The organism is Streptosporangium sp. G11, assembly GCF_051192615.1.
Classification (GTDB): Bacteria; Actinomycetota; Actinomycetes; order Streptosporangiales; family Streptosporangiaceae; genus Streptosporangium.
The window spans coordinates 1-12,356 of sequence record NZ_JBPJUQ010000131.1; the positions used below are offsets into that span (position 1 = coordinate 1).

The 12,356-nt window shown below is 69.7% G+C and carries 14 protein-coding genes; 6 read left to right on the forward strand and 8 right to left on the reverse strand.

What is annotated here, in order from left to right; genetic code table 11:
• Positions 1–257 precede the first annotated feature (257 nt).
• Together ACSDR0_RS46565 and ACSDR0_RS46570 are read left to right on the forward strand one after the other, a co-directional pair.
• Complete coding sequence (locus ACSDR0_RS46565) at positions 258–653, forward strand: hypothetical protein (protein WP_435295408.1); 396 nt, start codon at positions 258–260, stop codon at positions 651–653.
• 554 nt (positions 654–1,207) lie between these two features.
• Positions 1,208–2,077 (forward strand): universal stress protein, encoded by an 870-nt coding sequence (locus ACSDR0_RS46570; RefSeq protein ID WP_435295409.1) that lies wholly within the window; start codon positions 1,208–1,210, stop codon positions 2,075–2,077.
• Between the two features lie 109 nt (positions 2,078–2,186).
• Here the strand turns inward: ACSDR0_RS46570 and ACSDR0_RS46575 are convergent, their stop codons facing one another.
• A complete protein-coding gene (locus ACSDR0_RS46575) occupies positions 2,187–3,056 on the reverse strand; it encodes a universal stress protein (protein ID WP_435295410.1) in 870 nt (289 codons plus the stop codon).
• A 317-nt stretch (positions 3,057–3,373) separates the two neighbouring features.
• Here ACSDR0_RS46575 and ACSDR0_RS46580 point away from each other — a divergent pair, with 317 nt between their 5' ends.
• Positions 3,374–4,249, forward strand: a complete 876-nt coding sequence (locus tag ACSDR0_RS46580; RefSeq protein ID WP_435295411.1) for a universal stress protein — start codon at positions 3,374–3,376, stop codon at positions 4,247–4,249.
• A gap of 163 nt (positions 4,250–4,412) precedes the next feature.
• Here the strand turns inward: ACSDR0_RS46580 and ACSDR0_RS46585 are convergent, their stop codons facing one another.
• From ACSDR0_RS46585 to ACSDR0_RS46600, 4 genes are all read right to left on the reverse strand, one after another.
• A complete protein-coding gene (locus ACSDR0_RS46585; protein ID WP_435295412.1) occupies positions 4,413–4,718 on the reverse strand; it encodes a BON domain-containing protein in 306 nt (101 codons plus the stop codon).
• A 78-nt stretch (positions 4,719–4,796) separates the two neighbouring features.
• Entirely contained in the window at positions 4,797–5,153 is a 357-nt protein-coding gene (locus ACSDR0_RS46590; RefSeq protein ID WP_435295413.1) for a hypothetical protein, read from the reverse strand.
• Positions 5,154–5,280: 127 nt separating this feature from the next.
• Positions 5,281–5,955 carry a pyridoxamine 5'-phosphate oxidase family protein gene (locus ACSDR0_RS46595; protein ID WP_435295414.1) on the reverse strand — a complete coding sequence of 225 codons (675 nt, stop codon included), beginning with the start codon at positions 5,953–5,955 and terminating at the stop codon, positions 5,281–5,283.
• Between the two features lie 222 nt (positions 5,956–6,177).
• Entirely contained in the window at positions 6,178–7,326 is a 1,149-nt protein-coding gene (locus ACSDR0_RS46600; RefSeq protein WP_435295415.1) for a hypothetical protein, read from the reverse strand.
• Between the two features lie 182 nt (positions 7,327–7,508).
• Here ACSDR0_RS46600 and ACSDR0_RS46605 point away from each other — a divergent pair, with 182 nt between their 5' ends.
• On the forward strand, positions 7,509–8,831 hold the full coding sequence (locus ACSDR0_RS46605) for a phosphoribosyltransferase family protein (RefSeq protein WP_435295416.1): 1,323 nt from the start codon (positions 7,509–7,511) through the stop codon (positions 8,829–8,831).
• Between the two features lie 474 nt (positions 8,832–9,305).
• Here the strand turns inward: ACSDR0_RS46605 and ACSDR0_RS46610 are convergent, their stop codons facing one another.
• Genes ACSDR0_RS46610 through ACSDR0_RS46620 form a run of 3 tightly spaced genes read right to left on the reverse strand, consistent with a single transcriptional unit; the run spans position 9,306 to position 10,770 of the window.
• The gene (locus ACSDR0_RS46610; RefSeq protein ID WP_435295417.1) at positions 9,306–9,815 is read right to left on the reverse strand and encodes a hypothetical protein; all 510 of its coding nucleotides are present in this window, start codon (positions 9,813–9,815) and stop codon (positions 9,306–9,308) included.
• A gap of 57 nt (positions 9,816–9,872) precedes the next feature.
• Positions 9,873–10,493, reverse strand: coding sequence for a 4Fe-4S dicluster domain-containing protein (locus ACSDR0_RS46615; RefSeq protein WP_435295418.1), 621 nt, complete (start codon positions 10,491–10,493; stop codon positions 9,873–9,875).
• Between the two features lie 19 nt (positions 10,494–10,512).
• On the reverse strand, positions 10,513–10,770 hold the full coding sequence (locus ACSDR0_RS46620; protein WP_435295419.1) for a dsRBD fold-containing protein: 258 nt from the start codon (positions 10,768–10,770) through the stop codon (positions 10,513–10,515).
• A 179-nt stretch (positions 10,771–10,949) separates the two neighbouring features.
• Between ACSDR0_RS46620 and ACSDR0_RS46625 the strand changes: the two genes are divergently transcribed.
• Positions 10,950–11,327: a hypothetical protein gene (locus ACSDR0_RS46625; RefSeq protein WP_435295421.1), complete on the forward strand. Its 378-nt coding sequence runs from the start codon at positions 10,950–10,952 to the stop codon at positions 11,325–11,327.
• Positions 11,328–11,332: 5 nt separating this feature from the next.
• Positions 11,333–12,229 carry a universal stress protein gene (locus ACSDR0_RS46630; RefSeq protein ID WP_435295420.1) on the forward strand — a complete coding sequence of 299 codons (897 nt, stop codon included), beginning with the start codon at positions 11,333–11,335 and terminating at the stop codon, positions 12,227–12,229.
• Positions 12,230–12,356: the final 127 nt, after the last annotated feature.

Consider the following 12,356-nt stretch of genomic DNA (forward strand, 5'->3'; position numbering starts at 1 on the left):
GACGCGCGGCTGCGTGCCCGCGCCCATACCCGCGAGCACGGCGAGGACCCGGCCGAGATCCGCGACTGGACCTGGCCACAGTAAGGAGATCGAGACCCCCATGGCCGGTCACACCTCCATGCCCTGTCCCCTCACCGGGATAGCGGTGTGAGTCCGGCCTTCGCGAAAAGGAGGCGTCATCCAGTGTGAGCCAGGCGTTCGGGCCGCTCCTTCATCCCCACGGCATCTTGCGCTCCACGATCAGACTGCCTGGCTCCATGAGCAGATTGACCAGCCGCTCGAGCGGGCCGGCCTACGGGACCGCGATCCGGTTGCGGCTGATGAGCCGGCTCGTCTCATCTTCGGAGCGCGGGACGAGGCCCACACCCCAGTCGCCGTCCTCAGACCGGAACACCAGAGCCCTGTTCCGGTCCCGGGCTCCGGCGGCCGCGGCGTTCGACACGCGGATCAAGAGCCCCTGGATTCCAGGATCGGCCCGGCGCGGCGTCGAGAAAAACCTGCGCGGGCACGGCTTCGCGATCCTGACCGGCTCACAGAGCTTCTACGTCTCCGGCACCCCCGGCCCGCTCCTGGAGGGGGAGACCGGGCGAGCCCGTCAGTGGGGGATGGCGCTGGCCTCGGCACGACACACCGGCGCTCACCGGATCACGTAGGAGTTGGCCCGGCGTCATGCCCGTGAGAGGGATGTGCCGTCCGGGACGGGGGTCGGCGGTGACCGCCGTACCGCGGCTCGGCTACTCATCCAGTCGGGCGTGCACGTGTACGGGGCAGACGCTCATGATCCCGGTTCCTTCCGGGAGGCATCGATGAAAACGGCTTACCCGGCTGGCACACCACCCGGCCACGGCCGTTTTCACGGTCGAAGGTCCCGGACACCACCCCGATGGACCTGAAGCCGTTGACGGATGAATCGGGTATGCGGTGGCGCGGCTGTTCACCGCGGTCGCACCGCCGGAGGGGCGGGACGTGCACGGGACCATCGACCCGGAGAAGGCGGGCGATCTTTCGGATGTGGGGGGATCACCGGTGCCGTCACGGCGAGTTCGGGTGGTGGTCTGTACACCGCTTCCGGCGAACCCACCGAACCCACGTGTTTTTCGGGGGAGACGTTGGTCCTTGTGGCGGGTGACGTTCGGCCGGTGCCGAATCTCTCCCGCGGGTGTGCGATGGAGGTGAAGGTGCACAGACTCCTTGAGAGGAGGCGGCCATGACCGGACTGATCGTTGTCGGTGCCGACGGATCCGCACCTGCGATGGCGGCGGTGCAATGGGCGGCCGAGGACGCCGCGCGCAGCGGTGCGGCATTGAGAATCGTGTATGTGCGCGAACCGTGGAAGGCCCCCGTTCCCCTCTCCGGGATCGGGGAGGAGAACGACTCGGCCGACGAGTACGGTTACCGCGTGCTGGCCGCGGCCGCACAGCGAGCCTGGGACCACACGTCCGACATCAAGATCACCACTGCTCTGGCGACCGGAGCGGTGGTCGAACGGCTGAAGAGTGAATCCGAGCGGGCCGACGTGCTCGTGGTCGGAAGCAGGGGCGTCGGCGGGTTCGCCGGGCTGGCGCTCGGATCGGTCGGGCTCGGTCTGGCAGGCCACGCGGCCGGTCCCGTCGTCATTGTCCGCGCGCCGGTCCGGACCGCGCACGGTGTGATCGTCGTGGGGTTCGACGGTTCGGAGCATTCGCAGGTAGCGCTGGAGTACGCCTTCGCCCGGGCCCGGCAGCGCGGATCACGGCTGCGGGCGGTCTGCGCCTGGCAGATGCCGATACTCTCGCCGTACGCTTTGGGCTACAGCCCGGTGCCGGGAGGTGTTTTCGCGGACAAGGCCGAGACCGCCCGGCGGCTGTTGGCGCCCTATCGGGAAAGGTATCCGGACGTCGTGGTGGAGGAATCGATCGTCTGTGATCATCCGGTCCGGATACTGTCCGACGCCTCACGCCAGGCGGACCTGGTCGTGGTCGGCTCACGAGGGCTGGGCGGATTCAGTTCGGCCGTGCTGGGCTCGGTCAGCCACGGCGTGCTGCACCGGGCACACTGCCCTGTCGCCGTCGTCCGACCCCGCTCGGATGAACGATGACGCCGAGACCTTGACCGCTGGGCAGGCGACGCTACGTATCCGGATGCCGTTAGAGCTATTGATCTACCTGACAGCAGGTGATGTCGCGATGGTCCCGTGCCGGGAAGGCCTAGTTCCGGCGGGCGTGTGAGGTGCGATGGACGGCGACGGGCGCCTGGGCATGGTGAAGCAGGGTGCGTACGGTCGAGGCGAGGAACATCGTCCGGCCGGGGGCGCCCACGACGACCAGCTCGGCGGTCTCGGAGGCGTCGATGAGCGCTTTGCCCGGATGCTTGTGCACGACGTGCTCGATGAGGGTCACGTCGGGGAATCTCTCCCGCCAGCCACCGAGCGACTCGGCCAGCAGCCGGGCCTCTTCGTTGCCGATGTCTTCGATGTCGTAGACGAGTGGTTGCATGTCGCCGGGTGCTCTGGTGGTCGGGTGGGTCCAGGCGTGCACCGCTCGTAGCGGGCGTCGGCGTAAGGCTGCCTCGTTGAAGGCGAATTCCAGGAGGGGGTCCTGGTCGGTGCGCCCGGTGACGCCGACGGCGATTTCGGTGTCCTGGGTGGTGCGCAGCCGGTTGACGATCACTGTCGGGCATGGGGAGCGTGCGGCCAGGTCGTGGCTGACCGAGCCCAGCAGCAGCTCGGTGAATCCGCCCAGGCCTCGGTGGCCGACGACGATCAGCTGTGCGGTCTCGGCCGCGGTGGCGATCGCCTCGGCGGCGTTTCCGTCGAGGATCTCGGTGGTGATCGTCAGGGTGGGGGCGTCGGAGCGGGCCTGTTCGGCGGCCTGGTGAAGGAGTTTCTTGCAGGCGGCTTCCTCGGTGGGTCCCCAGTGGGCGGGCTGGGGGACGAGTGGGACGTCGTAGGCCCAGCGGAGGGCGGCGTGTACGAGGCGCAGCGGCGCTTTCCTCAGTGCGGCCTCCTGTGCCGCCCAGGTTACGGCCTGTAGTGAGGAGGTCGAGCCGTCGACGCCGACGACGATGGGTTCTGTCATGGTCACCGCCTTCGGTTCGTTGCCGGGGGCCGATGCTCTGGTCTCGGTGGGCGGATCTGTGGGTGGATGAGATCACCCGCTCGCGTTTTCCGCGGCCCTGGTTTCTCCCATTTTTCGTGACCCTGCCGGCTGCCGGGTAGGGGCGAAGGTCCCCTGGGTGTCGTCGGGTGCGGCTTCGTTGCCCGGCCAGGGTGTATTCCCTGTTTCCGCAGGCCGGTGCTGTGACGCGAGGAGGGCGGAAGGTCCCATGCTGTTGGGACCTTCCGCCCTCCTCTTTGAAGTCCGTCCTGGCGAGCATGGAGAGGGAGGTGGGAGCAATGACCGATATCCGTGAGGTCGTCGTCGGCTATGACGGTTCCGACTTCTCTATGCAGGCCCTGGAATGGGCGATGGACGAGGCCGAGCTTGGGAGGTTGCCGCTGAGGGTGGTCCACGCGTGGCGGTGGCCGTACGGGGAGGCCGGTGAGGAGGCCGAACTTCATCTGCGTAAGGCCGCTGAGCACGTGCTGTACCACGGGGCCGATTGTGCTCGCGCGTGCAGCACGCTGGCTGATGTGGCCACGGATCTGTATGAGGGGGCGGCTGCTGAGCGGCTGGTCGAGCTGTCGGAGGGGACGGCGCTGATCGTGGTGGGTTCTCGTGGCATGGGTACCCTGGCCAGGACCGTTCTGGGGTCGGTCGCCGGGTACGTGGCGGCGCACGCGCGCTGTCCGGTGATCGTCGTGCGCGGGCCCGGCCCGATTCCCGTGCCGAGGAAGCGCGGTGCCGTGGTGGTGGGGATGAGTGGTGACACCTCTGACGGGGTGATCGAGTTTGCTTTTCGTGAGGCCGGCATCAGGCGGTTGGAGCTGGTGGCGGTGCATGCCGGACGCCTGCAGCCGTTGGTGCGTGACACGCGGGTCGCGATGAACGCGGCGGAGGACGGCATGCTGGAGCGCCTGGGGCCGTGGCGGATCGCCTACCCCGGGGTGTCTGTTCGTGCTTGTTTCGCCGCCGCGTCCGCGAAGGATCTTTTGGTGGATGCGTCCAGAGGGGCGAGCTTGGTGGTGGTCGGCGGGGCACGTGAGCACGGCAGGTTTGGCTCGACCTCCAGGTCGGTTCTTCAGCACGGCTTCTGCCCCGTCGCGGTCGTTCCCGCCGGCTGGGAAAGCCCACCGCGGGACGAGCCCGCGCTGTCGGACTCCGATTTGTGACGCGCAGGTCTTCAAAGGCCGGGTCCTGCGCTGACGGTCATCGGGCAGACCGTGGCGCGGGAGGCGGGTGGTGCGGGAGGCGGCCCGTTTGACGCACGCGAACCGGATCGAGCGGCTATCGGTGGTCGACGTCGCCAGTGGCGAGGATCGCCGGAACGAAATGTCACGGCAAGCCGCATTCATCTGGTCCGCTAACGCGATTTTCCGTTCGCATGCTCGTCAGCCCTTGCCCCGGTGGGGTGTTGTCCCGGTCCCAGGTGAGTTCGTCAATCACGTCGACGACCCCGTTGATCTTCCGGGTCATCCACAGCGTGATCCGCGTGTCCGCGCGCAGGGTCATCCGCCCGCTCAGCGTCACCACGCCGTCCTTGACCGTGACCTGGACGCGGGAGGTGTCCATCCACAACAATCGCGTCAAGACGTCCACGCGGACCTCGTGTTCGATCTCACGGTCGGAGCGGATGAACATCCTTAGCAGGTCGCAGCGGCTGACGATGCCCGCCAGGCGGCCGTGAGCACTTCGCGGCGCCGTAGCTCGCGAACCAGATCAAGGGGTCGAGGGGAAAGGGGTTACGCCGTGTGCGCTGATCTCGGCCCGGAAAAACGCGTCCTTTGCGGCGGCGAGGCCCGCTGCCGTGTCCGGATCGGCCGTGATGTTTCGGGAGTGAAGAACGTCGTTCACCCCCTCCAGTCTGGATTTGCCGTCGACGTGGCGCAGATAGTCCTCGCCGGCGTCGAATGGCGGGAATCGCTCACTAGATCGTTTGGCGTACTCGCCCAGGAAGGTGTCGAACACCTGTTTCCATGCGGTGGCGTGCACTCTGGCCGTATCGGTGATGACCCCGTCGGTGTCGAAGATCATCGCGGCGATCTCCTCGAGGTCCACCACCGCGGGAGCTGTCATGGAGCGGCCCCTTCCCGCAGGGTACGGCGTTGCCCGGCCTTGCCGTCAGGGCTGATCGGAGCTAAAGACCGGCGACCTTCGCTGGAAGAGCGTGCGGGACGAAAGGGAGCGGCCGCCCCGGCGTGGATCACCGGCTGTGCCGGATGCGGCGGCCGGTGATCTCGGCAGGAGTGATCTTTACGTAGAGTTCGCGGTCGCCCCCGGCCCAGGGCTGGACGCTCAAGGCCATCACGGCGGCCTGCTCCTCGGCGGTGGAGACGTGGTGGACGCCGCCGCGGATGAGCACGCTCCAGCCCTCGCGGTTGGCGTCGTCGATGCGATCGACCTCGAAGGCGATTTTGAACTCGACCCCCTTCACCCCGGTGCTCAGGTTCGCGTCGAACGGGCCGCCGAAGGCGGTACGGAAGATCACGCAGCCCTCGTGCAAGACGTAGTTGACCGGCGCGATCGTCGGGCCGCCCAGGTCGTCGAAGGCCAGCCGGCCGACCCCGCCGGGTGAGATGAGCCGCAGACACTCCTGCGTGTCCAGGCTCTCCAGCTCGGGATGAAGGGCGGCTCGCCCCTGCCCGGGTGGTTGGTCGATGGTCGCTCCGAGGAGTTCGGCGGTGCTGGTGTCCAAGGCGGAGGCCAGGCGCTCTATGGTCTCGACGGCGGGCGCGGCCGCCCTCTGCTCCACGTAGGCGAGGTAGGAGGGGTTGATTCCCGCGCGGTTCGCCAGCTCTTCCCGGTCCAGGCCGAGGCTTTCACGTCGGCTGGCGATCCGGCGGCCGAGGTCACCGGGAGCGGCGAGGCGTTCAGCCATGGGATTCTCCTCTCAAAAGGTGAATATCTCGGCGGAGGCCGGTTTCGTGCCGTCGCGGCGTTCTCGGACCTCCCCGTGTGCGGCGGGGGCCGCATCGGATACGACGCCGGGCTTTCATGAGCGGCTCCTGGGGACGTCTTCTCACTGGGAACGCTATGGCGAGGGGAGGGGAGAGAACAGGGTCGAAAGTCCTGTTCGTCGTGGCCGGGTGACCGTGTCTGTTCAGGCACCTGCCCTCGGGCGGGCACCGTGGCCGGCAGGCCGCACCGGCTCACCACGGCCGCCTGGCGGTCGTTCCCCGCGACGGGCGGCGGCCCGGGCGGCCTCGTCAGCGCTGTGCACGGTGGCGAACTCCGCCACGGCGACGCCGTAGCAAGCGAGAAGCCGGGCCGCCGTCGCCGGGTCGAGCCAGCGGCCCTGAGGGTGTCGCGACAGGTCTTCTTCGACGAGCTCGCGTGCCGCCTGGATGTCGGTCCCCGTGGGGGGGACGAAGGGCGGGGCCGGACGTGAGCGCCACCGCGCGTAGTCGGCGGCCCGGCTCACCGCCTGCACGGCTTGCTCGGGAAAGGCGTAGGCCGGCACCGGGCCGATCGTCTCGTCATGGCCGACCACGCAGGCGACCACGGTCTTGTTCGTCGAGCCCGCCACCCGTGCGATCGCCTCACGGGTCCGCTCGAGCCCGGAACCGAACGGCGGGGTGTAAACGATCAGGACCACGTCGACCACCGGGTCTTCCAGTGCGGTCAAAGCGGCAAATTCTAGCTCCTCGGCCTGCCCGTCGGCCGTCAGGTCGACCGGGTTGGCCACAGCGGCGGCCACACGCAGCCGGGAACGCATCCGTCGCTGGGTGGCGGGCGACAGTTCCGGGACGACCAGGCCGTGGCGCTCGCAGGCGTCGGCGGCCAGCGCCTGTGGCCCGCCGGAGTTGCCGACGATCGCCATCCGGCCTCCGGCGGGCAGCGGCTGGGTGGCCAGGAGCCGTGCGGTGTCCAGTAACTCCTGCATGCCGTCGACGCGGATGACCCCGGCGGCGCGTAGCAGGGCCTCGACGGCGATGTCCGGGGTCGCGGCGGCGGTGTGCGAGCGCACGGCCCGATCCCCCGAGGTGCTGCGGCCGCTCTTGATCGCGACGATCGGCTTGTGCCGTCCCACGCGGTGGGCGATCCTGCCGAACCTGCGCGGGTTGCCGAAGGACTCCAGGTACAGGGCGATGACCTTGGTGCGCGGGTCGTCCTCCCAGTACTCCAGCAGGTCGTTGCCGCTGACGTCGGCCTTCAGGGCTCGATCAAGGGCCTGTTGCACGGTCGCGCCGGTGTCGATTTCGGTCGCGGCGGGCCAGGGCGCCATTCTCGCCGCCGTTTTTGCCGCCATGGTCGCGGCGATCGCCTGATCGGCGTCGGATATTCCGCCGGTTCGGCGGGCGAGCCGTTCGGCGGTGGGCCGGTTCCCGCACACGGGGTCGCCGATCAGGACCTTCAGCCCTACCGCCGGCGTGGTTTTCCATCGATGGTGGTCAGTGAGGTCTCGTTGTCGCAGGTTGCGAGGTGGACGAAGTGTTCGTTGATCGCCATGACGCGGGAATGCGGCTGGCCGAGCGGCTGCGCGGGTTCGCCGGTGCTGAGAACGTGGTCGTCGTGGGGCTGCCCAGAGGTGGCGTGCCGGTGGCGTTCGAGGTGGCCAGGGCCCTTGGCGCTCCGCTGGATGTGATCGTCGTCCGCAAGCTCGGGGTGCCGTTCCAGTCGGAGGTCGGGTTCGGCGCCCTCGGGGAGGGCGGGGTGCGCGTGATCGATCGCGACATCGCGTGGCGCGCGAATCTCCCCCAGGAAGAGATGACCATGGTGGAAGAGCGGGAGCGGGCCGAACTCCTGCGCCGAGGGCGCCGCCTGCGTGGCGACCGTGCCCCGGTGAGTCTGGCGGGCCTTACGGTGATCGTGGTGGATGACGGCATCGCCACCGGCGCGACGGCTCGTGCCGCCTGCCAGGTGGCTCGTGCGCGTGGCGCCTCACGAGTGGTGCTGGCGGTTCCGGTGGGAGCGCCGGAGATCATCGAGAGCCTGCGTGAGGTCGCCGACGAGGTGGTCTGCCTGCGGACGCCGGGCTTCTTCCAAGCGATCGGTGCCTGGTACCTCGACTTCACCCAGACCACTGATGATCAAGTGGTCGAGCTGCTGCGTCGGGCCGGAACCTCGGGGGGCGAGCGTGAGGAGAGCGCGTGGGGATCCGATCCACCCGGCCCCGACGAGGAGGTTTGGATGGACGCCGGACGGGTCCGGCTGCCCGGTCGGCTCGTCGTCCCGGAGAACGCCGCAGGGGTGGTGGTGTTCGTGCACGGCAGCGGCAGCAGCCGGCACAGCCCGCGCAACCGGTATGTGGCCTCAACGCTCAACCGCGCGGGCCTGGCGACGCTGTTGTTCGACCTGCTCACTCCGGAGGAGGAGTTCGACCGGGGCAACGTGTTCGACATCGGGTTCCTGGCCGACAGGCTTGTCCGGGTAACGGGCTGGCTGGATGATCGGCCTGAGGTGGCGGGCATCCCGGCCGGTTATTTCGGGGCCAGCACCGGAGCCGCGGCCGCGCTGTGGGCGGCGGCGGAGCCGGGCGGCGAGATCGCCGCCGTTGTCTCCCGGGGTGGGCGGCCCGATCTGGCCGGGCCGCGACTTCCCGCGGTGCGGGCGGCGACCCTCCTGATCGTGGGAGGCCGCGACGAGGCGGTGATCGGCCTCAACAGGGCGGCGCAGAGGAGGTTGCGTTGCGAGAACCTGCTCCAGATCGTCCCCGATGCCACACACCTGTTCGAAGAGCCTGGAACGCTTGAGACCGTCGCGGTTCTCGCACAGGACTGGTTCGCCCGCCACTTCGAGCCACCGATGAACTGAGGGCCTTCGGCTCTTCTTCGCCGGGGCGAATCATGCCGCTCACCCTGCCGGGCTTGTCCGGCCCGGGCGTCCGCGGGACCCCGGCCTCTCCGGCCCCCAGACCTTGATGATCCTCGCCATCCGCACCCGCCGCACCCGGGCGAACCGGGCCTGATCCGGTTCAACGGCACCGCGTCGGCTCTGAGCGGACAAGCTCGGCCACGCTCTCGGCGAGCCGCTCGATGGCGGGCCCGACGGAGGGCGTCACCGGGGCACCGAGTCCGAAGTCGGCGCCCTCGACGGTATAGAGGGCAAGTCCACGGGGCAGGCGGCCCAGTGCGCGGCCGAGCGCGATCGCGTCGGCGATGCCCAGGGCGTGTGAACTGCTGTGCCGGACGGCGGGCAGCGTCCGTCGATCGTCCTGGGCGGAGGGTGCGGGGCCGAGTCCGGCGTCCGAAGCCGCCGCCCGGGCCAGGGGGGAGAACAGGTGGGCGTTCAGGGCGTAGCGGGCCGGGCACCCACCAGATAGCCGGTGGATCCGTCGAGCCGCGCGTGCAACGCGGTGGAATGCGGCACCTGTTCCTCCACGACGTGGACGGGCCAGTCGGCCGCCGCGAATTCGCTACCGTCGCTCGCCGCGATCGAGCCGGACAGGATGGCGTACTCGGCCGGGTGGCGCAGCGCGAGGAAGCGGTACTCGCGGATCACCGGTCGCAGCGGGGCCAGGCCGAGGCCGCCGGCGACCACGACCACGTCCAGCCCCGCCGCCGCCGGCACGTCCCACGCCGTGCCGTACGGTCCGCGGACCCCCACGACGTCGCCGGGGCGCATGCGGCACAGCGCCCCGCTGACCGCGCCCACCGCGCGGATCGTCTGTACGTATCCGCCGGAGCGGGCGCGGCCGCTGATCGAGATCGGTATCTCTCCGACGCCGGGGGCGTACAGCATCGTGAACTGGCCGGGCAGGAACGGCAGGCAGGCGCCCTCGACCGGTCTGAGCGTCAAGGTCACCGTGTCGGCCCGGTCCGGGCGGCGCGAACGTACCCGGTAGGGGGACCGGTGTCATCGGATGCATCCCAGCTCCTCGGTGACGTCGATACCGGTCGGGCACCAGGTGATGCACCTGCCGCAGCCCACGCAACCGGACATGCCGAACTGGTCGAACCAGGTGGAGAACTTGTGCGTCAGCCACTGCCGGTAGCGGGCGGACCCCGAGCCGCGCACGGGGGATCCGCCGACCTCGGAGAAGTCCAGCGTGAAACAGGAGTCCCATACCTCTGTCCGCTCCGCGGTGGTGCCGGTCAGGCCGGTGGCATCCTCGACCGTGGTGCAAAAGCAGGTGGGACAGACCATCGTGCAGTTGGTGCATGTCAGGCAGCGAGAGGCGACCTCGGCCCAGCGCGGCGAATCATGGGCCCCGGACAGGCGCTCCTGGATGCCGTCGGTGTCCACCTGGCGGCCCATCCGGGTGGCGGCGAGGCGCGAGACCTCCGCGGCGGCATCGATATCGTCGTCGGTGGCCAGCCGGTGCGGGAGCGCCGCGACGATCTCCGAGCCCTGCTCGCTTCCCGTCTCGACCAGGAACCGGTGCGGGCCGCTCAGCTCGGTGAGTGCCAGGTCGAACCCGGCGGTGGCCTTCGGCCCGGTGCCCATGGAGACGCAGAAACAGGTGCCGCCGGGCACCGCGCAGTTCGAGGGGCCCTCACCATGAGGTGGGACCGGCGACCTGGGCGATGTCCTCGGAGCTGACGGCGAGCAACCTGCCGGCCAAATCGGCCAGCGCACGGGCGGCCGCGAGCTCGTCGCCGATCTCGGGTACCTGCGGGTCGGCCGGGTTGCGGTACGCGTGACCGGCCCCGGCCAGGTCGGTGCGATCCCCGGTGGACAGGACCGCCCGGGCGGAGGTGGTGTCGCCGTCTTCGGTGATGTGGATCTGTACGGTCCATCGCTTGGCGTGCATGGAAGACCCCTTCGATCGAATGGGCGTTTACCATCCACGCTGGTCAAGGGCCTTGTCCCGGAACAGAGCAGAAAGCCCCGAAATCGGAGGACTTCCGTACCGGCCGGCAGGTCCGGAGGTCCGCAACGCCGAAGGTCCCGCCCTCCTGCGACGAGGCGGGCCAGCGACCGCGGGAACCGATACCGGCCGATGTCAAGGTCGCCCGGGACGGGCACCGCATGGTGGTGAACGCCGCGGATTCGCTCACGGGCGACCTCGTGCCGCTGGAGGCGGGCGACCGGATCTCCGCTGATCTGGAGCTTGCCGAGGCGCACGAGCCGGCGGTCAACGAGTCGATGCCGACCGGGGAGAGCGTGCCGCGCCGGCCTCGCGAAAAGGCCGCGGTTTTCGCGGGGACCTTCGTCGCCGGGCAGGCCGCCTGCGGGCCCATCCCGAGCCGACCGACGGACGAGGCCGGGCACACCGGACCGTATCGAAAGGCAGAAGGTCCCTATGAGGAGAGGACCTTTCGCCCTGCTGGCGAAGCTCGGCATCGCCGAACGATGGAACAGAGGTGAGGACCATGACGAAACAACGCGGGGTCGTCGTCGGCTATGACGGTTCGGACTTCTCCCTGCGGGCCCTGGAATGGGCGACGGAGGAGGCGGAATTTCGGAGGCTCCCGCTCACCGTCACCCACGCCTGGCGGTGGCCGTACGGCGAGGCCGATGGCGAGGCCAGGCTCCACCTAGGCAAGGCGGCCGAGCACGTGCTGCTCCACGGCGCCAAATGCGCTCACGCGCACTCCGCGATCGTCGAGGTGGTGACCGACCTTCACGAAGGCTCGGCCGCGCAACGGCTCATCGAGCTGTCGGCCGACGCGGAACTCCTCGTGGTCGGCGCCCACGACCGGGGGATGACCGCCCGGTTCGTGATCGGCTCTGTCGCGGCGTTCGTGGCGGCCCGCGCCCGATCTCCGGTGATCATCGTGCGCGAAGCGGGCCAGGGGCCCGTGCCTCCGCAGCCGAGGCCCGTCGTCCTGGGGGTCAAGGACACCACGGCCGACGCGGTGCTGGACTTCGCGTTCCAGGAGGCGGCCCTGCGACATCTACCCCTGTGGGTGGTGCACGCCGGCCACCCGCGCCCGTTGGCATGGGGCATCGCCATGGCACACGTACCCGATCTCGAAGACTCGTCCCGGGCCTGCCGCGAGCGGGTGGAGGAGCGCCTCACACCGTGGCGGCAGAAGTACGCGGACATCCGCCTCGAGGTGCGTTCGGCCACTACCGCGCCCAGGGAGGCTCTGCTGGCCATGTCAGCCGAGGCCGCCCTCGTCGTCGACGGTAGGGGCCGGACGGCATCTCGCACCGGCCACCTCGGAGCGATCACCGGATCCCTGGTCAGGCACGCGTCCTGCCCCGTGACCGTCGTGCCGTCCTCCGAGGAGCACGGCTCCTCGCCCACGCCGCCCACCAGGTAGGCGAGCACCGCGAGGCGGAGGCGGCAGGAGGGCACCGCGAGGCCGGCCCTGATGATCGGCCCCGCGGACGACGGGCTGGTGGCGGGCTGGTGAGGGGGCCGGAAGTCCCTGATGGACGGGTCTTTGG